This is a genomic window from Mesorhizobium captivum, from assembly GCF_033977165.1.
Taxonomy (GTDB): Bacteria; Pseudomonadota; Alphaproteobacteria; order Rhizobiales; family Rhizobiaceae; genus Mesorhizobium; species Mesorhizobium captivum.
Genome location: NZ_JAVIJB010000029.1, coordinates 65,349 through 84,037 on the forward strand (window position 1 = coordinate 65,349; position 18,689 = coordinate 84,037).

The 18,689-nt window shown below is 65.0% G+C and carries 22 protein-coding genes; 11 read left to right on the plus strand and 11 right to left on the minus strand.

What is annotated here, in order from left to right; translation table 11 throughout:
- Positions 1-15: 15 nt before the first annotated feature.
- Positions 16-1,032, minus strand: coding sequence for a polysaccharide deacetylase family protein (locus tag RFM40_RS22960; RefSeq protein ID WP_320224203.1), 1,017 nt, complete (start codon positions 1,030-1,032; stop codon positions 16-18).
- A gap of 203 nt (positions 1,033-1,235) precedes the next feature.
- Between RFM40_RS22960 and RFM40_RS22965 the strand changes: the two genes are divergently transcribed.
- Positions 1,236-1,901, plus strand: coding sequence for a tetratricopeptide repeat protein (locus RFM40_RS22965; protein ID WP_320224202.1), 666 nt, complete (start codon positions 1,236-1,238; stop codon positions 1,899-1,901).
- A 6-nt stretch (positions 1,902-1,907) separates the two neighbouring features.
- Positions 1,908-3,338: a ribosome biogenesis GTPase Der gene (gene der / locus RFM40_RS22970; RefSeq protein WP_320224201.1), complete on the plus strand. Its 1,431-nt coding sequence runs from the start codon at positions 1,908-1,910 to the stop codon at positions 3,336-3,338.
- Positions 3,339-3,435: 97 nt separating this feature from the next.
- Here der and RFM40_RS22975 read toward each other — a convergent pair whose 3' ends face one another.
- Positions 3,436-4,356 (minus strand): LysR substrate-binding domain-containing protein, encoded by a 921-nt coding sequence (locus tag RFM40_RS22975; protein WP_320278268.1) that lies wholly within the window; start codon positions 4,354-4,356, stop codon positions 3,436-3,438.
- Positions 4,357-4,472: 116 nt separating this feature from the next.
- Between RFM40_RS22975 and RFM40_RS22980 the strand changes: the two genes are divergently transcribed.
- From RFM40_RS22980 to RFM40_RS23010, 7 genes are all read left to right on the plus strand, one after another.
- Positions 4,473-5,747 (plus strand): MFS transporter, encoded by a 1,275-nt coding sequence (locus tag RFM40_RS22980; protein ID WP_320224199.1) that lies wholly within the window; start codon positions 4,473-4,475, stop codon positions 5,745-5,747.
- Between the two features lie 129 nt (positions 5,748-5,876).
- A complete protein-coding gene (locus tag RFM40_RS22985) occupies positions 5,877-7,058 on the plus strand; it encodes a cell wall hydrolase (protein ID WP_320224198.1) in 1,182 nt (393 codons plus the stop codon).
- Between the two features lie 266 nt (positions 7,059-7,324).
- Positions 7,325-7,717, plus strand: coding sequence for an AtpZ/AtpI family protein (locus tag RFM40_RS22990; protein WP_320224197.1), 393 nt, complete (start codon positions 7,325-7,327; stop codon positions 7,715-7,717).
- Between the two features lie 66 nt (positions 7,718-7,783).
- Positions 7,784-8,545, plus strand: coding sequence for a F0F1 ATP synthase subunit A (locus RFM40_RS22995; protein ID WP_320224196.1), 762 nt, complete (start codon positions 7,784-7,786; stop codon positions 8,543-8,545).
- 80 nt (positions 8,546-8,625) lie between these two features.
- On the plus strand, positions 8,626-8,850 hold the full coding sequence (locus tag RFM40_RS23000; RefSeq protein ID WP_027164582.1) for a F0F1 ATP synthase subunit C: 225 nt from the start codon (positions 8,626-8,628) through the stop codon (positions 8,848-8,850).
- A gap of 62 nt (positions 8,851-8,912) precedes the next feature.
- The gene (locus RFM40_RS23005) at positions 8,913-9,494 is read left to right on the plus strand and encodes a F0F1 ATP synthase subunit B (protein ID WP_126101527.1); all 582 of its coding nucleotides are present in this window, start codon (positions 8,913-8,915) and stop codon (positions 9,492-9,494) included.
- A 10-nt stretch (positions 9,495-9,504) separates the two neighbouring features.
- Positions 9,505-9,996: a F0F1 ATP synthase subunit B gene (locus tag RFM40_RS23010; RefSeq protein ID WP_320224195.1), complete on the plus strand. Its 492-nt coding sequence runs from the start codon at positions 9,505-9,507 to the stop codon at positions 9,994-9,996.
- A 223-nt stretch (positions 9,997-10,219) separates the two neighbouring features.
- Here the strand turns inward: RFM40_RS23010 and rnhB are convergent, their stop codons facing one another.
- Positions 10,220-10,918 carry a ribonuclease HII gene (rnhB, locus tag RFM40_RS23015; protein ID WP_320224194.1) on the minus strand — a complete coding sequence of 233 codons (699 nt, stop codon included), beginning with the start codon at positions 10,916-10,918 and terminating at the stop codon, positions 10,220-10,222.
- Between the two features lie 197 nt (positions 10,919-11,115).
- The gene (locus RFM40_RS23020; protein WP_320224193.1) at positions 11,116-12,270 is read right to left on the minus strand and encodes a PA0069 family radical SAM protein; all 1,155 of its coding nucleotides are present in this window, start codon (positions 12,268-12,270) and stop codon (positions 11,116-11,118) included.
- Positions 12,271-12,419: 149 nt separating this feature from the next.
- On the opposite strand from RFM40_RS23020, the gene RFM40_RS23025 reads away from it, so the two are divergent.
- A complete protein-coding gene (locus RFM40_RS23025) occupies positions 12,420-12,923 on the plus strand; it encodes a glycosyltransferase (RefSeq protein ID WP_320224192.1) in 504 nt (167 codons plus the stop codon).
- 174 nt (positions 12,924-13,097) lie between these two features.
- Positions 13,098-14,072 carry a hypothetical protein gene (locus tag RFM40_RS23030; protein ID WP_320224191.1) on the plus strand — a complete coding sequence of 325 codons (975 nt, stop codon included), beginning with the start codon at positions 13,098-13,100 and terminating at the stop codon, positions 14,070-14,072.
- 10 nt (positions 14,073-14,082) lie between these two features.
- Here the strand turns inward: RFM40_RS23030 and RFM40_RS23035 are convergent, their stop codons facing one another.
- The 7 genes from RFM40_RS23035 to RFM40_RS23065 all read right to left on the minus strand — a co-directional run bounded on the left by RFM40_RS23035 (position 14,083) and on the right by RFM40_RS23065 (position 18,549).
- Positions 14,083-14,508: a GFA family protein gene (locus RFM40_RS23035; protein WP_320224190.1), complete on the minus strand. Its 426-nt coding sequence runs from the start codon at positions 14,506-14,508 to the stop codon at positions 14,083-14,085.
- Between the two features lie 328 nt (positions 14,509-14,836).
- Positions 14,837-15,388: a molybdenum cofactor biosynthesis protein B gene (moaB, locus tag RFM40_RS23040; RefSeq protein ID WP_320224189.1), complete on the minus strand. Its 552-nt coding sequence runs from the start codon at positions 15,386-15,388 to the stop codon at positions 14,837-14,839.
- Complete coding sequence (locus tag RFM40_RS23045) at positions 15,388-16,269, minus strand: 4-(cytidine 5'-diphospho)-2-C-methyl-D-erythritol kinase (protein ID WP_320224441.1); 882 nt, start codon at positions 16,267-16,269, stop codon at positions 15,388-15,390. The genes moaB and RFM40_RS23045 overlap by 1 nt, the downstream gene beginning before the upstream one ends.
- Before the next feature lie 25 nt (positions 16,270-16,294).
- Positions 16,295-16,480, minus strand: coding sequence for a membrane protein (locus tag RFM40_RS23050; protein ID WP_027164591.1), 186 nt, complete (start codon positions 16,478-16,480; stop codon positions 16,295-16,297).
- Positions 16,481-16,564: 84 nt separating this feature from the next.
- The gene (locus RFM40_RS23055; RefSeq protein ID WP_320224188.1) at positions 16,565-17,422 is read right to left on the minus strand and encodes a S49 family peptidase; all 858 of its coding nucleotides are present in this window, start codon (positions 17,420-17,422) and stop codon (positions 16,565-16,567) included.
- Positions 17,423-17,530: 108 nt separating this feature from the next.
- Positions 17,531-18,325 carry a tRNA1(Val) (adenine(37)-N6)-methyltransferase gene (locus RFM40_RS23060; RefSeq protein WP_320224187.1) on the minus strand — a complete coding sequence of 265 codons (795 nt, stop codon included), beginning with the start codon at positions 18,323-18,325 and terminating at the stop codon, positions 17,531-17,533.
- Complete coding sequence (locus RFM40_RS23065) at positions 18,325-18,549, minus strand: putative signal transducing protein (protein WP_059186744.1); 225 nt, start codon at positions 18,547-18,549, stop codon at positions 18,325-18,327. Before RFM40_RS23065 ends, RFM40_RS23060 begins: the two co-directional genes overlap by 1 nt.
- Between the last annotated feature and the right edge of the window lie 140 nt (positions 18,550-18,689).

An 18,689-nucleotide genomic window follows, 5' to 3' on the forward strand; every position in this document is an offset into this window, starting at 1 on the left:
CAAGGTGTCGGCGGCTCAACCGCCTACGGCGACCTGTCTGTCGCCGGCGCGTTGCCGCGCGACATAATCGCGGAAGCTGATGCACTCGACATCGGCCTTCCCGCAGACCTCGCCGGCAAAGCGCTCGAGCGCATTCCAGTAGGCGCCGTCGTTCATCTGGGTGAAGTGGAAGCCGAGTTCCAGCGGCAGGCGCTTGCCGTTGTACTGCGCATCGAAGGCGGTGCGGAACGTATGGTAGGCGCGGTCGGCAAACTCGTCCGCCTTGGCCGGCATTTCGAAGCCGCCGGAATGGCGGACATAGAGGTTGTAGTCCATGGCGACCACAGGCTTCGCTTTCGGCCCTTCCGGTATCAGCGGCAGCGCAAAATGCATGACGCCGTTCTTCGTCGGCGGCAGGGCAGGGCCGTTCGAGACACCGCTCGCGTCGTAGTGGAAGCCGGCTTCCGGCAGCGCTTCGTAAAGCGCCTTGTCGGTCGACAGATACGGCGCGCGAAAACCGGTCACGGCATGGCGCGCGAACGCGCGCCAGCCGGACGGCTCGGGTGAAATGCCGTTGATCGCATAGGCGTTTTCGAGGATGTGCCGGAAGGCGCCGAACTCGGCCAGCCAGTCGGCCTTGCTCCAGTCCTTGCCGTCGAAATGGCCGCAGGCATGGCTGCCGATGTCGTGGCCTTCGCTTGCCGCTAGCCCGATCTGCTCCAGCCGGTCCGTCACCTCCTGCTTCGAGGCGGCGAAGCCGATATTGGATTTGCCGGCACCCTTGCCGGGCGCGACGTATTGTCCGCGCGTCTCCGGCGAGAGCAGGAAGACGCAGGACAGAAAATAAGTGAAATGCGCGCCGGTGCGCTTCGCCAGCGCGCGGCTGCGTTCCCACTGCGAGATCTCGCGCGCGCTGTCGAAGGAGATCAGCACGATCTGCTTTGGCTTCGCCGATATGGGCTGCGGCGATTTGGGCGGATCGGCGAAAGCCGCGGCGACGGAGGTTGCAAGCGAAGCGAGACCGAGCGCAAGGACGCGGAACGGATGTGGCACTGGCAGCCTTTCACGGTGATCTTTCGGACTATTGCAAAGCCGGCTATCGGCCAAATGTGGCACCGGTGCGTTCCGGCTGTCTTGATGTCTTGCCCGGACTGTCCCGCCGATTTTCCGCCCGGACCCCTTCCATGCCGACAAAATTTCGCTAAAACGCGGGGCTCAAGAAGCGCCCCGGCCGGGGCTGCAGTGGTTTTTGATTGATGTCGGACGACAGTTTTATCCGCGAAGTAAACGAAGAGATTCGTCGCGAGCAGGCGCAGGCGCTGTGGGACCGTTTTGGCCCGGCGCTGCTCGGCCTGGCGATCCTGGTGGTGGTCGGCACGGCCGCCGTCGTCGGCTACCGCTATTGGGACGAGACCCGCGCCAATCGCTCGGGCGATGCGTTCTCGCAGGCGCTCAAGCTTGCCAATGACGGCAAGAACGACGAGGCGATCGCCGCTCTGGACCAATTGGAAAAGGATGGCTACGGCGCCTATCCGCTGCTCGCCCGCATGCGCGCCGCGACCGTCAAGGCCGACAAGGGCGACGTCGACGCCGCCGTCAAGGATTTCGACGAGGTTGCCGCCGACACTGCCATTCCGACCGGCATCCGCGACATGGCCCGCCTGAGGGCGGCGCTGTTGCTGGTCGATCACGGCTCCTTCGCCGATGTCTCCAGCCGTGTCGAGGCGCTGACCGCCGACACCAACCCGCTGCGCAGCTCGGCGCGCGAGGCGCTCGGCCTTGCCGCCTGGAAGGAAGGCAAGTCGGCGGATGCGCTGAAACTGTTCGACCAGATCTCTTCGGATGACGGCGCCCCGCGCAATGTGCGCCAGCGGGCGACACTGATGTCCGAACTGATCCGCGGGTCGGGCAACGCTTCGTGACCCCGGATGTCGTTCAAAGTCGCCATCATCGGCCGGCCTAACGTCGGCAAATCGACTCTTTTCAATCGGCTGGTGGGAAAGAAGCTGGCGCTTGTCGACGACACGCCGGGGGTGACGCGCGACCGTCGCGTCCACGCCGCCAAGCTCTATGATCTCCATTTCGATGTCATCGACACCGCCGGCTTCGAGGATGCGGCGGCTTCCACGCTGCCCGGCCGCATGCGCCAGCAGACCGAGATCGCGATCCGCGAGGCCGACCTGATCTTCTTCACCATCGACGCCAAGTCGGGCCTGATGCCGGATGACCGGACCTTTGCCGAGGTGGTGCGCAAGTCCGGCAAGCCGGTGGTGGTGGTCGCCAACAAGGCGGAAGCCCGCGGTGCTCAGGGCGGCATGCTGGAAGCCTGGGAGCTCGGCCTCGGCGAGCCGATCCCGGTCTCGGCCGAGCATGGCCAGGGCATGCCCGATCTGCGCGACGCGGTGATCGCGGCCATTGGCGAGGAGCGCGCCTTCGGCGAGGACGAGGAAGAGCCGAGCGACGAGATCGCCGTCAGCGAGGTGCTGATCGGCGAGGACATCGCCGATCCAGATGCCGACCCTGCCTATGACGACACCAAGCCGCTGCGCATCGCCGTCGTCGGCCGCCCCAATGCCGGCAAGTCGACGCTGATCAATGCGCTGATCGGCGAGGAGCGGCTGCTGACCGGTCCGGAAGCCGGCATCACCCGGGATTCTATCTCGGTCGACTGGGACTGGCGCGGCCGCCGGATAAAACTCTTCGACACCGCCGGCATGCGGCGCAAGTCGAAGGTCCAGGAAAAGCTCGAGAAGCTTTCGGTGCAGGACGGGTTGCGCGCCATCCGCTTCGCCGAGATCGTCATCATCGTGCTCGACGCCACTATCCCCTTCGAGAAGCAGGATCTGCAGCTCGCCGACCTGATCATCCGCGAGGGCCGCGCGCCGGTGATCGCCTTCAACAAATGGGACCTGATCGACAACCCGCAGGAGCTGCTGGCCGAGCTGCGCGAGAAGACCGAACGCCTGCTGCCGCAGGTGCGCGGCATCCAGGCGGTGACGGTCTCGGCCGAGACCGGGCGCGGCCTCGACCGGCTGATGGATGCCGTCACCAAGACGCACAAGGTCTGGAACAGCCGCGTCTCGACTGGCAAGCTCAACCGCTGGCTGGAGGGCATCCTTGCGCATCACCCGCCGCCCGCCGTCGCCGGCCGCCGGCTGAAGATCAAATATGTCACGCAGGCAAAAACCCGCCCGCCGGGCTTCGTAGTCTCATGCTCGCGACCCGACGTGATGCCGCAATCCTATGTCCGCTACCTGTCGAACAGCCTGCGCGAAGCCTTCGATCTGCCCGGCGTGCCGATCCGCATGGCGCTGCGCACCTCGGACAATCCTTTCGCGGGTCGCGCGAAGAAGCGCTGACCTCTGGGGGAGCAGCGTCAACGCTGATCCTTCGTCATCCACGGGTCTACGCTCCGCTTCGCATCGCTCCGCCCGTGGATGACGAACACTGTGGGTGCTAAGCGACCTCTCGCAGCGCTTGATCCGCCTGCGCGCTCTTAGGCAGCGCCTCGAAAGCCGACTGCAGCAGAATCTCCGCCAGCCGCGCCGCCACCGGATCGAGCTCGGCATCCCTCTGGTGTAGATGCAGCGCCATCTTCGGCAGGGCGGGCAGCCCGAGCACCCCAGGCGCGAGCGCCCTGACATTGGCGGGCAGGCCGATATCCGTGCGGATCGTCAACCCAAGGCCAGCCGCCACCGCCGCCCAGATGCCGCCAAGGCTGGGACTCGAAAACGCCATGCGCCAGGCGAGGCCGGCGCGGTCGAGCGTCTCGGTCGCCACGGTTCTGAGCAGGCAGGGCGCCTCGAACACCACCAGCGGCAGCGCCTCGCCGTCGTGGGCACCTGCTGCAACCGGTTTCGCCGGGCCGATCCAGCGCGCCTGCACATCGGCGACATGCCGGCTGTAGGGCAGCGTCGTGCCGTCGTGCCAGGCGAGCGCGATGTCGAGGCTGCCTGAAAGGACGCGCTCGGCAAGCTCGTGGCTGCGTCCGATCCGCGCTTCGATCCGAACTTTTGGATGCGCGCGGGCGAAGCGGCCGAGCACTTCCGGCAGCACGGCTTCGCCGAAATCCTCCTGCAGGCCGAGCCGCACCCAGCCTTCCAGCTCGACGTCACGGATGGCGGAGGCCGCCTCGTCGTTGAGCTCGATCAAGCGCCGCGCATGGCCGAGCATGGTCTCGCCGGCTTCGGTGAGCGCCAGGCCGCGCCCCGCCTTACGGAAGATCGGCGTCGCCGCCTGTTCCTCCAGCTTCTTCAGCTGCGCGCTGACGGCGGAGGTCGAGCGGCCGAGCCGCTCCGCCGCCTTGGCGAAGCTGCCTAGTTCCATGCCGGTGACGAAGGTCCTGAGGACGTCGAGGTCGAATGTGACGCGTCGCATGAGACTGTCCTTATTTTCAGGATTATCGATCAAAAACTTCCTGATTTTTTGGATGAAGCTATGGCGCTACATCCATCCCGTCAAGGCCGGTCGACCGGCATCACGGGAATGGAATCATGTCAGCAATCGTCACCCGCAACGACTGCCAACCGCCTGCGCGAGATACCGGAGTTTCGACCGGCCGGCGCTTCGGGCCCAATCATCGCTGGAAAGTGCTGGGCATCGGTGTCGCCGCCAATGCCGGCTTCTCCGCGACCTTTTCCGGCATACCGGCAACCGCGGTGGCGATGCGCCAGGGCTATCATCTCGGCAATGCCGAACTCGGCCTGGCGCTCGGTCTTCTCGGCCTCGGTGTGGCGCTCAGCGAGCTGCCCTGGGGCGTGCTCACCGACCGCTGGGGCGACCGCCGTGTGCTTCTGACCGGGCTCGGCGCCACGGCGGCATGGCTGTTCATACTGGCGATGCTCGTCGTGCCGACGAAAACAGCCGTTCCGGGCGTCATGCTGCTTTCGGCGAGCCTGCTCGTTGCCGGCCTGCTCGGCGGCAGCGTCAACGGCTCGAGCGGCCGCGCCATCATGGGCTGGTTCGGCGAAGGCGAGCGCGGCTTTGCCATGAGCATCAGGCAAACGGCGGTGCCGCTCGGCGGCGGGCTTGGCGCGCTTGTCCTGCCTTCGCTGGCGCTCACCCTGGGCTTTGCCGCGGTGTTCGGCCTGCTGGCGGCTCTATCCGCGCTCTCGGCTTTCTTTGCCTGGCGCTGGCTGCACGAGCCGCCGACGCAAGGCGACGCTCACGCCAACGCCGCAGCGAGCGGTCCGGCGCCGCTGCTCAACATCGAGGTCTGGCGCATCTCGACAGCCATCGGCCTGCTCTGCTTCCCGCAGGTGGCGGTGCTCACCTTCGCTTCCGTCTTCCTGCACGACTTCGCCGCCATGGGAACCTGGGTGACCAGCGCCAGCCTTGCCGCCGTGCAGACCGGCGCCATGGCGATGCGCGTCTGGAGCGGCCGCTTCACCGACCGCCACGGCAACCGCCGCCCGTTCCTGAGGCTCTGCGCCGCGCTCAGCGCGCTGGCCTTCCTGGTCCTCTGGCTGTTGGCGATCGCGGCGGCCGGGCAGCCGGCGCTGATGGTGTTCCTGCCCGTCATGGTGGTCGTGGCCGGCATCTCAGTTTCGGCCTGGCATGGCGTTGCCTATACCGAGCTTGCCACGCTCGCCGGCGCCGGACATGTCGGCACCGCGCTCAGCCTCGCCAACACCCTTGTCTTCGTCGGCTTCTGCCTGGTGCCGATCGCCATTCCTTGGCTCTTGATTGTCTTCGCATGGCCGGGCGTGTGGCTGGCGGCCGCGATTTGCGCGGCGATCGCCTGGCCGATCTTCCTGCGCCCTGCCTGATTCAACCAGCCTGATTCTTGGCCGGCTTGCCTTCAACATGAAAAAAACACGATCGATGCCGTTAACCCCGCATCAAGGTTAATGGTTCATTTTGGCTCTCCGGGGTCAGTAGCGTTTCTGGAGAGTTCCGTGCATCGACGCGTTTTAAAGCGGCTCGTCGCCGCCGCCGTTGCGAATAAACCTTCCTTCCTTACTCCCTTGGTTCTGGGGCTCGGGTTCTGGGTCGGCTTTCCGTCAGTCGTCGCCTATCAGGACATGGCGAGCCTCGTTTCCGGGCTGGAGTCGCCCAGCCATCGCTGGAACGCCTATGTCGAAAAATCCGTCGCGGGTTCGGTGCATGCCGCCGAGATGCCGTTCGTCGATTCGGCCGCCACGGGCTCGATCTCCGGTTCCGGCGTGGCATTGCCTGGCGTCGGCACGGTGGCGTTTCGAGGCAAGGGCAACGTCGCCGGCGCCACGCCCGACGAGGACCGCGTCGTACGCGCCGACAAGAAGGGCCGCCTTGTCCAGGTGTCGCCAGTGGCCCCGCCGAAGAATTTCAGCGCCGGCTCGATCTTCGAGCGCACCTCCTCGCTGCTCCGTCCCGCGATGGACAGCAACCTGAAGCTCACTTTCGCCAAGCCTGAGATCAAGGGCAAGGAAGTCCAGATCGCCCAGGCCTTCCATATCCGCGAGGACAAGAAGCCGGATCCCGGCCTGCCGGCGGCTCTCGTCGCTCTCGTCAACAACGACAAGCCGGATATCCTTGCCACCGCCTATGCCCAGTCGGCACCGGACTATGCCAAGGCCTCGCCCTTCGAGGCGCTGCTACAGGACGATCCGAACGACGGACGCTTCATCCCGCCGATGGGCAAGGGTGACCACGCGTGGATGCAGAACCCGCTGCCGGCGGCCGTCTTCTCCAAGCCGGAACAGGAATGCCTCGCCAAGGGCATCTATTTCGAGGCGCGGAGCGAGCCTGTGCGCGGCCAAGCGGCGGTGGCGCAGGTGATCCTCAACCGCGTCCGCAACCCGGCCTATCCGAAGACGATCTGCGGCGTCGTCTACCAGAACGACAACTGGTTCAACCGCTGCCAGTTCTCCTTCGCCTGCGACGGCAGGAAGAAGCGCATCACCGACCCTGCCTCCTATAAGACCGCGCAAGAAGTCGCCATGGCGGTGACTGCCGGCAAGATCTTCATTCCCGAGGTCGGCTCCTCGACGCATTACTACGCCAACTACGTCCATCCCGGCTGGGCGCGCGCCATGCAGCGCATGACCAGGATCGGCCTGCATATCTTCTACCGCACCTATGGCGGCGGCTGGAGCTGAGCCGTTTAACCGGTGCCTCCGTCAACACCCTTTATCGCTCGCCGCGCGCACCAATCGGCGCGGCTTGCCGCGCGGATTCGCGCCGAGTCCCCGCGCGGGCATAACGGGCACGATGTCGCACCTGAATAAGTCATTGATTCAAAAAGCAAAAATACAGCACTTCGAAGTTCGGCCCGTGGCTTGACGGGCGCGGACCCTCTAACTATGTTGCCGGCGACTTTAGAAGCGGACGGACGGTGACAGTCTGCCCGGGCAGGGGGGTTGCGATGGCCAACAAAAACGGGCCAGACGGAACCGGAGAAACCGGCCGCGGCAAACAGCATGACGCCGCCATCCGCGACGACGAACTTGAGCGCCGCCGGCGCGAGCTTGAAGCATCGCTTGCGACAAGACGCACGGACCGGCTCGAGGGGAAAGACGAAGCGAAAGCTGCGACCGGTTACGGTCAGGCACTGAAGCTGTCCAGCGAGTTCATCGCAGGGATAGTAGTTGGTGTCGGCTTGGGCTGGATCATCGACCGCGTGGCGGGAACCGCGCCATGGGGTCTGATCGTCGGCCTGCTGCTGGGCTTTGGCGCCGGTATACTCAATGTCCTGCGTTCGGCGGGACTTGCGTCGGAATTCGGCCAGGGCGACAAGCCGCGCGAGCCGAAGGAATGAGATGAGGCGCCGAAAGGCGCGAAAGCGAACTTAAGAAGCCGGTTGTGGCTTTGACGGGGATTAAAAGTGGCTGCTGCTGACAAGGTCGATCCGATCCACCAGTTCCAGATCCATCCGATCATCCCGATTCACATCGGCGGCTACGACATCTCTTTCACCAATTCCTCTCTGTTCATGGTCGCGACGATCATCGTCGCTTCCGCCTTCCTCTACATGAGCACCGCCAGCCGCAGCCTCATTCCGGGCCGCCTGCAGTCGATCTCTGAAATGGCGTACGAGTTCGTCGGCAACATGCTGCGCGACGCGGCGGGCAAGCAGGGGATGCAGTTCTTCCCGCTGGTGTTCTCGCTGTTCATGTTCGTGCTGGTCGCCAACCTCATCGGCCTGTTCCCCTATTTCTTCACCGTCACCAGCCACATCATCGTCACCTTCACGCTGGCGATCCTGGTCATCGGTACCGTCATCGTCTACGGCTTCGCCCAGCACGGCCTCGGCTTCCTCAAGCTGTTCGTGCCGCATGGCGTGCCCGGCTACCTTCTGCCGCTGGTGGTAGCGATCGAAATCATTTCATTCGTCTCGCGTCCCGTCAGCCTCTCGGTTCGTCTTTTCGCCAACATGCTGGCCGGCCACATCACGCTGAAGGTGTTTTCGGGCTTCGTCGTCAGCCTCAGCGCGCTGGGCGCCGTCGGCGTCGCCGGCTCGGTTCTGCCTTTGGCCATGGCCGTCGCGCTGACGGCGCTGGAACTGCTGGTCGCCTTCCTGCAGGCCTACGTCTTCGCGGTGCTGACCTGCATGTATCTGAACGACGCTCTGCACCCGAGTCACTGATCGATTTTCACCGGCGCCCCGGCGCCAGCATACCCAACATACCAACCGCAACGATTACGAAAAACCACAGGAGTTTTGAAATGGACGCAACTGCAGCAGCTGCTATCGGTGCTGGTATCGCCTGCATCGGCATGGGCGGCGCCGGCATCGGCCTCGGCAACATCTTCGGCAGCTACCTCTCGGGCGCGCTCCGCAACCCGTCGGCCGCTGACGGCCAGTTCGGCCGCCTGATCTTCGGCTTCGCCGTGACCGAAGCTCTGGGCATCTTCTCGCTCCTCATCGCGCTGCTCCTGGTCTTCAAGTAAGAAGCACGCGCTGACGAAAGGGGCCGCATGGTGCGGCCCCACCGTATGGACAGGGGAATGAGATGTTCGTGACATCTGCCTTTGCGCAAGAGTCCGCGCCGGCTGCGGCCGAGGGCGATACGCATGCCGGCACCGCCGTGCCTGCCGAGGCGCATGAAACGTTCCCGCCGTTCAATGCCGAGACCTTCCCGTCGCAGATCCTGTGGCTGGTCATCACCTTCGGGCTCTTCTATCTGTTCCTGAAGCGGGTTGTGATGCCGCGCGTCGGCGGTATCATCGATGTCCGCAACGACCGCATCACCCAGGATCTGGACCACGCCGCCAGGCTGAAGGGTGAGGCCGATGCGGCCGTTGCCGCCTATGAGCAGGAGCTGGCGGAAGCCAAGGCCAACGCCAACAAGATCGGCCAGCAGGCGAACGACGCCGCCAAGAGCGAAGCCGAAAGCACGCGCAAGAAGCTCGAGGCGGAACTCGAGAAGAAGCTCGGCGAGGCCGAGGCGAGCATCGCCTCGATCAAGGCCAAGGCCATGAAGGAAGTCGGCACGATCGCCGAGGACACCACGTCGGCCATCGTCGAGGCGCTGGTCGGCGGCAAGACCGACAAGGCCGAGATTTCGGCCGCGGTCAAATCCGCGACCCGGTGAGGAGGGCATCATGGACGCCACATCACTCGCGACGCTCTGGGCAACGATTGCCCTGATCATCTTCCTCGGCGCCGTCATCTATCTGAAGGTGCCGGGCATGCTCGCCAAGTCGCTCGACACCCGTGCGGCCAAGATCAGCAGCGAGCTGGAGGAAGCGCGCCGCCTGCGCGAGGAGGCCCAGCAGCTGCTCGGCCAATACCAGCAGAAGCGCAACGAAGCCGAGAAGGAGGCCGCCGACATCGTGGCCGCCGCCAAACGCGAGGCTGAGCTGCTCGCTTCGGAAGCGCACAAGAAGACCGAGGACTATGTTGCCCGGCGCACCGCTTTGGCCGAACAGAAGATCAGCCAGGCCGAGCGCGAAGCCATCGGCGAGGTGCGCGCCAGTGCCGTCGACATCGCCGTCGAGGCCGCCCGCGCGCTGCTTGCCGCCAAGGTCGATGCCAAGGCAGGCGCCGATCTGTTCAAGTCCGCGCTGCAGGACGTGAAGGCCAAGCTGAACTGAGCGAGTTTCGCGATTGCGAAATCCAAAAGCCGCCTGGGCAACCCGGCGGCTTTTTTGTTGTTGCGCGGATAATCTCCCCCCTCGAGGGGGAGATGTCGCCGAAGGCGACAGAGGGGGTCGTTGCGCGTAGAGCTCGACGCTTTGTGCAACTAAAGAGGGCGTCGGCGCTTCACGCGCGGCGACCCCCTCTGCCTGCCGGCCATCTCCCCCTCAAGGGGGGAGATTATTCCAGCTCGATCAGGCTTTCCTCTTCCTCGACAACTTCGACCCCACCCAACCTGAACGGTGCAAACGAGGCGCGGTGCAATCGTGCCACCGGGCCATGCGCCTCGATCGCGGTGCGGTGCCGGACCGTCGCATAGCCCATATGCACCTCGAAGCCGTAGTGCGCGTGATGGCCGCCGCAGCCGCACATCATGCGGTCGCGCATCACCTTGGCGACGATCGAGGCGGCGGCGATCGACTGCGAGCGCTGGTCGCCCTTGATCAGCGCGCGGCCTTCGCAGGCGAGACCGGGCGGCACGTCGCGGCCGTCGGCCAAAGCCAGTTTCGGCTGCAGCGACAGGCCGGCGGCGGCGCGGCGCATCGCTTCCAGGCTGGCTTTCAAGATGTTGCTGTTGTCTATGCCTTCGGCGCTGATCGAGGCCATCGAGACGCTGAGCGCCGAGCTGAGGATCTTGAGGAACAGCGCTTCGCGCTGCAGGTGGGTGAGGCGCTTGGAATCGTCGAGGCCCTCCGGAATGTTGGCGGGATCAAGCACTACCGCGGCTGCCACAACCGGACCGGCGAGCGGCCCGCGGCCTGCCTCATCCATGCCGGCGACCGGCCACAGCCCGTCGGCCATCGCCTTCGTCTCAACGGAGAAGTCGGGCTTCTCGACTATTTCAAAGAGAAGCGGAGAATCGGAACGCGCGCGAGCCATGGTGCGGCGAGGTTCGCATCGGCTCCGATTCTCCGCAAGTCCCTCCGGGTCGGATGGGGCGTCGGACCAGGGAGGGCACCGTCTCACGGCCGGGGGGACAAGGGCCGGACGGGATTCTTGAGAGCGGATCGCAATCCGGGCGGAAAACCGTGTCTCCCGAATTGCTTAGCGCCGGCCTCCTATGGCCGGCACAGTTATCAAAGCAGCATCAGCTGCTCGCCGGCGCCGGAGCCTGCGACGAATTGGTCGGTCCGAAGCTGCCGCCGCTCGACGTTGAGTCCGAGCCGCTTGGCGGCGATCTCGAAGCGCCGGCCGATCTGCCAGGCATAAGGACCGGCGCCCTTCATGCGCTTGCCCCATTCCGAATCGTAGTCCTTGCCGTCGCGCATCGAACGGATCAGCGACATCACATGCCGGTAGCGGTCCGGATAATGCCGCAAGAGCCAGTCCTTGAAGATCGGCGCCACTTCCAGCGGTAGCCGCAGCACGACATAGCCTGCTTCCCTGGCGCCGGCGGCGCGTGCCGAATCGAGGATGCGCTCCATCTCCGGATCGTTGAGGCCCGGAATGATCGGCGCCACCATCACCGAGGCAGGGATGCCGGCATCCGAAAGCTGCCTTATCGCTTCCAGCCGCTTCGTCGGCGTCGACGCGCGGGGTTCCATCGTTCTCGCCAGCATGCGGTCGAGCGTCGTCACCGACAGCGCCACCTTGGCAAGGCCGCGCTCGGCCATGCGCGACAGGATGTCGATGTCGCGCGTCACCAGCGCCGACTTGGTGACGATGCCGACCGGATGGCCGCGCGCCTCCAGCACCTCCAGGATCTCGCGCATGATCCGGTACTGCTTGTCGATTGGCTGGTAGGGATCGGTGTTGGTGCCGATGGCGATGGTGCGCGGCTGGTAGCCGGGCTTCGACAATTCCCTGTCCAGCATGCGTGCTGCGTCCGGCTTGGCGAACAGCTTCGATTCGAAATCGAGCCCCGGCGACAGCCCCATGAAGGAGTGCGTCGGCCTGGCGAAGCAGTAGACGCAGCCATGCTCGCAGCCACGGTAGGGATTGATCGAGCGGTCGAAGGAAATGTCCGGCGACTCGTTGCGGGTGATGATGGTGCGCGGCTTTTCGACCTGCACTTCTGTCTTGAACGGCGGCAGCTCTTCCAGCGAGTTCCAGCCGTCGTCGAACACATGCCGGCTGACCGGCTCGAAGCGGCCCGACGGATTGATGCCGGCGGAGCGTCCACGGTTGCGGTCCGGCCGCACGCGCATGCCGCTCTGTTCGATCATGGCATTCGCCATCTCGGCTCTGCCTGCTCCGAAGGCGGCAATGTCGGCGCGGACGATCTGTTCCATTTTCGCCCTCTCCCAGGGACTGTCGGCAGGCTGTCGAATCGCTCTGTTCATGAAACTATTCCTATTTTGTCGATGAGAACAAAGCAAGAACTTTTTCGGTTCGGACGCGCATCTGGCACATCGCTTGGCTTTCCGCTATTCGGCTAGGGATGCTCAGCGTTCTCATCGAAACCCGGAACGACGAAGAGGGCCTTGCCCGCACGCTCGCCTCGCTGATCGGCGGCGCAGTCGAAGGCGTGGTGCGCGACGTCATCGTCTGCGACACCGGTTCGACCGACCTGACTCATTACGTCGCCGAGCATGCCGGCTGCCACTATATGGCCGGCGGCATCTCCGACGGCATTGGCCAGGCCAAGGGCGACTGGCTGCTGCTGCTCGAGCCGGGCGCGCGGCTGGCCGAAGGCTGGATCGAGGAGGTCGCCGCCCACACGGCCAGGCAGACGATGCCGGCGCGTTTTTCCCGCGCGCGCGCCAATCGCGCGCCGTTCCTGGCCCGGGTCTTTTCAGGCAACCGGGCGCTGGCCGAAGGCCTCGTCATCAGCAAGCGCCAGGCCGCGGCGCTCGCGAAAAGCGCGCGCAGCGCCGAAGCCCTGGCGCGCGGCCTGGCCACCAGAAGGTTGAATGCCGAGATCTGGGTCGCGCCGCCGAAGTGATGCCTGCGCCCGCAAGAGGAAAAGCCGGGCAGCTAAATCAGCCGTCGCTTTATTGTGCATTGCACAAAATCGAAGGTGAGGTTAGCATTCTTCCCATGCGGGACAATCGGGATTGGGTAGTGCCGAAGCGATAGGCAACTGTCGTTTCGTCAGACGCATGCATATGAGGACCCGATGAATCTTACTCCCCCAGACAATTCCGGCGCGGCCAGCCTGGAGGCCATCGCCCGCGACGGCAGCCTGTTCAAGCGCATCGCCGTGCGCATCCCGACCTATCTGAAGGACCTGCGCGAAAACCCGGCCTGGCTGCCGATGTTCGTGCTGGCGCGCACCATGCCGGGGCGCCGCATGCATTGGCTGGGTGCCAAGCGAGCCCGTCCACTCGATGATGCGGGAAAGACGATGTTCACCGGCATCGAGCGCAAGGCCGTAGTCGAGGCTTTGCGCTCCGATGGGTTGTTTTCAGGCTTCATGCTGCCGAAAGAAATCCATGAGGAGATAGCCGCTTTCGCGCAGGGCACGCCCTGTTTCGGCAATTTCGACCGCCGCCTCGAATTTGTGCCGGGCGAGCATGACGAGGCGGAAAAGCGATTCGGCCGCTCGCTGCTCAGCGGCCACTATTTCGAGCGCATCCTGGATTGTCCGGCGGCCCTTGCCATCCAGAAGGATCCGCTGCTGCTCGACGTCGCCCGGCATTATCTCGGCGGCCAGGCGAAGCTGATCACGACGCGCGTCTGGTGGAGCTTCCCGACCGGCAAGGCTTCCGACGTCGACAAGAACCTCGCCTCGCTCGGCAAATACCATTTCGACCTCGACGACTGGCGCATGCTGAAGTTCTTCTTCTATCTGAAGCCCTGCGATGCCGGCACCGGCCCGCATGTCTATATCCGCGGCAGCCACAGGCGCCGCGCTCTCAAGCACCAACTGACGCTTCTGGTAGGCCACGCCGCGGATGAGGTGCTGGACGTCTACGGCCAGGAAAGCCCTGTGACGCTGACGGGCGAGGCGGGCCTCGGCTTCGTCGAGGACCCGTTCGGCTTCCATATGGGAACCGTGCCGGCGCACACGCCGCGCCTGATGATGGAAATCGGCTTCGGCGTGTCGCGGCCGTCGCGCCGTCGCTTCCACGGCGAGCCCGTCATCCGCTGAGCAAGGCCGCTCAGATCCCCTTGATCTCGACCGGCATCCAGGCGGTGCGGCGTCTGGCCAGACGTTGCTCCCGGCTTTCGGCGTCGTAGCGGACCGGGATCGGTTCGCGGGAGAATTGCCCGCGATCGTCGAGCGCGTTGACGATGACGATCGCCCTGGCCTCGGCGCCGTCGCCGGCGATCGCGGCGACATAGACGCCGCACTCGCGGCAGAGGAGATAGTCGGCGGTGCGCAGTCCGAAGCGATAGACCTGCAGCTTTGCTCTGTTCTCGACTGAAATGGCCAGACGGCCGTTCGGATCGGCGGCAGCGCGCGAGCCGTGCCGGGTGCAAAACGAGCACTGGCAGGCACGGATTTCCATGCTGGCAGGATCGAGCGTTGTGGAGAAGCTCAGGCGGATGTTGCCGCAATGGCATCCGCCGCTGTGAACGGTCACGGCATCGTCCCTTGTTGGCTAGAGCAGTTCACCGTTTCATGGAAACGCCGAACTGCTCTAACTATTTGTTTCTAAAGCATGTCTCCCGAAAGTGGGCCCGGTTTCGGGACGAAGACATGCTTAAAATCAAGAACCTAAAGCAGGTCGCGTGAATCCTTTTTCACGCGACCTGCTTTAGGCAATTCCGGACGGAAAACCGTTTCACACTTTTCCTGGAATTGCTTCAGCACAAGGTACTTTGCCGGCGTCGGCTTCGGAATGGCGCCTCGAAGGCGAGGGCGCCATTCCGCCTGCAAACCGAATGCCGATCACGTGCTGTGCCTATGCTTTACGAGGCAGGCTTGCCGCCGCGCCTGAGATGCTCGTCGAGGCGCGGCATGATCTCGACGAAGTTGCAGGGCATGTGCCGGTAGTCGAGCTGTGCCTTGATGATGCCGTCCCAGGCATCCTTGCAGGCGCCGGGCGAGCCCGGCAGCACGAAGACGAAGGTGGCATTCACGACGCCGCCGGTCGCCCGGCTCTGGATCGTCGAGGTGCCGATCTTGTCGTAGGAGATGCGGTGGAAGACTTCCGAAAACCCGTCCATGCGTTTTTCGAAAATCGGCTCCAGCGCCTCCGGCGTCACGTCGCGGCCGGTGAATCCGGTTCCGCCGGTGGTGATGACGACATCCACCGCTTGATCCTTCGACCAGCCGAGCACTTTCTCGCGGATCTTTTCGCGGTCGTCGGTGACGATATCGCGAGCGGCCAAAATATGGCCGGCTTCCGCGATCCGGTCGGCCAGCGTCTGGCCGGATTTGTCGTCGGCGAGGCCGCGCGTGTCGGAAACCGTCAGCACCGCGATGCGCACCGGAATGAAGGGACGGCTCTCGTTGGCCATTAATCAGCCTCCATGCTGCGCGTCGCGGCGACGAACCAGTCGGGATGGCGGCCGCGGATGTCGATTGCCGCGCGCTTGGCGACATTGCCGGTCTCGAACAGGCCGAAGCAGGTGGCGCCGGAGCCGGACATGCGGGCGAAGGCAGCGTCTGCCTTTTTGAGCGCCGCAAGCGCTTCGCCGACGGCCGGCTGGATGGCGCGCGCGGCAGGTTCGAGATCGTTGCGGGTCGTATCGAGCCAATTGCGGATGGTGTGGAAATCCAGACGGCTGGGCAGGGGCGGCAATGCCTCATTGTCACGCCTGGAAAGCGCCTTGAATACGTCTGGCGTCGAAACCGCCACACCCGGATTGACCAGAACCAGGGCCAGCGCGGGAAAGCCTGCCAGCGGCGATAATTCATCGCCAATGCCGCGCGCAATCAGCGGCTTTGCCTTGAGGCACATCGGCAGGTCGGCGCCGAGCGTCAGCCCGATCCGCGCCAGTCCGGCCTCCTCGATGTCGAGCCCCCAGAGGCGCGAAAGGCCGTTGAGCGCGGCCGCCGCGTCGCCCGAGCCGCCGCCGACGCCGGAAGCGATCGGCAGGTTCTTTTCCAGCCGGACGGCGACGGGCGGTGTCCGCTGCGCGCCGGCTTCCCGTCGCAGGGCCTCGCGCGCCTTGACGACCAGATTGTCGCCATCGAGCGGCACGCCGGCGGCGAAGGGGCCCGACACCGAGAACTCGTCGCGCTCCGCCAACTCGATCTGCAGCCGGTCGCCAAAACGGCTGAACACGGCAAGGCTGTCGATGAGATGATAGCCGTCGGCGCGCCGTCCGGTGACATGCAGCGCCAAATTGATCTTGGCAGGCGCAAGCCATGTCCGGGACCTGGCCTCGGACTCCAGAATGTCGGCTGCTGGCGAGATGGCTTCAGTCCTTGGCCAGACGGTATTCGCCGGTCTTCGGATCCTTGACCAGCGTGCCCATCGTGCCGTTGGCCGCCTGTTTCTCGGTCCGCCGGATCTTGGCCGTCACGCGCTCGGCCTCTCGCACGAAAGCGCGGTAGCCGAAATAAGCGGCGGCGCCGACGACGGCAAAGAAAATGATCTGCGGCATCCTAAAACTCCTCCCGCATTTCTCGCGGCAAGGCCGGCCGTACAGGTCGGTCAAGCGATTATGCTAGACGCTTTCAGCACTTTTTCAAAGCCCGAAGCGCGCCCACAGCGCGCGCTCTTCCGCCGCATCGATGATGCCGCTGGCCGCCGCCGCGGCGATGTCGGGCGCCGAAAAGCGCGAGCCGAACAGGCCGAAACGGCCGAAAAGCCCGCGCGGCGCGGTGATCAGCTTGAGCTGCGTCTTTTCGCCGAAACGGGTCTTGAGCACGCTGCGCATGTCGCCCAGCGCATCGACGAGGCCGAGTTCCAGGCCCTTCTTGGCAGTCCAGAACAGGCCGGTGAACAGATCCGGATCGTCCTTGAGCTTGGTGCCGCGCCGCTCCTTGACCAGATCGATGAAGGTCTCGTGCACTTCGAGCTGCAGCGCCTTCAGCCGCTCGACGTCTTCCTTCTTCTCCGGCCTGAACGGGTCGAGCACGGCCTTGTTCTGGCCGGCGGTGTGGACGCGCCGCTCGATGCCGATCTTCTTCAACAGTTCCGGGAAACCGAACGAGGCCGAAACGACGCCGATCGAGCCGACGATCGAAGAGGGGTCGGCGAAGATCTCGTCGCCGGCGATCGCGATCATGTAGCCGCCGGAGGCCGCCACGTCCTCGACGAAGACCAGCACCTTCTTGTTCTTTTCCACGGCCAGATCGCGGATGCGCTTGAAGATCAGCCGCGACTGCACCGGCGAGCCGCCGGGCGAGTTGATCGAAATCGCAATCGCCGGCGCGTCGAAGCCGAACGCCTTTTCGATAACGCCGGCCGTCGAAGCGAGCGACAGGCTCGGCCGGAACTGGCCGCCGCCGGGCAGGATGGTGCCATGCAGCCGGATAACGGGAATGGTGACGACTGTCGAGCGCCAGGATTTCGGCAGCAGGCGGTTGAAGAGGCGTTTCACGAAAGCTTGTCTCCGGAAGAGGTGCAAGGAGCAAGGTGAGGCCTCATCCTTGCCCTCGGCATGTAGGAATTCCACAGCCAACGGCAATGCCGTATCGCCGGCCTTTGATCAATCGCCGAACAGCGACGCCAGCCCATTGTTGATCATCTCGGTCCGCTCGGTCGGCCCGTTGCCCGATGGGCCATGCAAGGTGAGCGGCGGCCGGATCGACAGCTTGCCGCGCACGCCGAGCACCGCCCTGACGATGATGCGGATCGCCGCCGCGTCCGGGCGCGGGTGCACGCACAGCATCTCGGCATCGCCGAAGCGGCCTTCGATCGCATCGAGGATCGCGACAAGCTGCTCGGGCCGGGCGATCACCGCAAGCCCGCCGCGCGGTTTGACGACGGCGGCAGCGCTCCTGATCCAGCGCTCGAACAGCCCGTCCTCCGCGACATGCGCCTCCCTGCGCAACGCGTTCGGCGTCGAGCGATCCTCGGTGGCGTTGAAGGGCGGATTCATGATGACGAAGTCGAAGGAATTGTCGGCAAGTCCGGCCTCGGCCCGCGCGCGACCGGCAAGCGTGACGTCGGCCTTAAGCGCCGAGGCGCGGCCGCCCAGATGCGCATTGCCCGGATGCGCAAGCGTGGCGGCGGCAAACGCCGCCATCTCGGCGGAGCGCTCGACCAGCACTGCCTGCACCTCAGGGCAGCGCGACAAAACGGCGAGCGCCGCAGCGCCTGCGCCGGCGCCGAAATCGGCGAGCCGGCCGGAAAAGTCGGATGGAACGGCAGCGGCCAGCATCATGGCGTCCATGCCGGCGCGATGGCCTTGCCGTGGCTGCACCAGCCAGAAGCGCCCGCGATGGAAGGCATCGACCGTGTGGGCCGGCGTGTCCGGGGCAAGGGCGGTTGAAGCTGCCATTATTTCCGGCGGATTTCGTTCTCGATGCCCGCATCCTTCAGGATGCGGCGCGCCGCGTCGGCTTTGTCGGCGTCGACCATGATGCGTCTCGGCAGGATGCCGATCGATCCGTCGAGCACGCTCATGTTCTGGTCGGCGACGAAGCAGGCGATGCCGGCGTCGCGCATCAGCGATTCGACGAAGGAGATAAGGACGGCGTCGTTGGTGCGGACGAGTTCAATCATGGGAATGAAAATCGCAGGTTGCGGCGTTCATGTAAACGTTGAGGCAAGTCCGTTCCAGTCAAGCCGCGCCAATTCGCCTCTTGCCGTGCCCGGTTGTACCGACCTAGAGTCCCACCGGGACCAGGGTGTTGTCGTGCGCG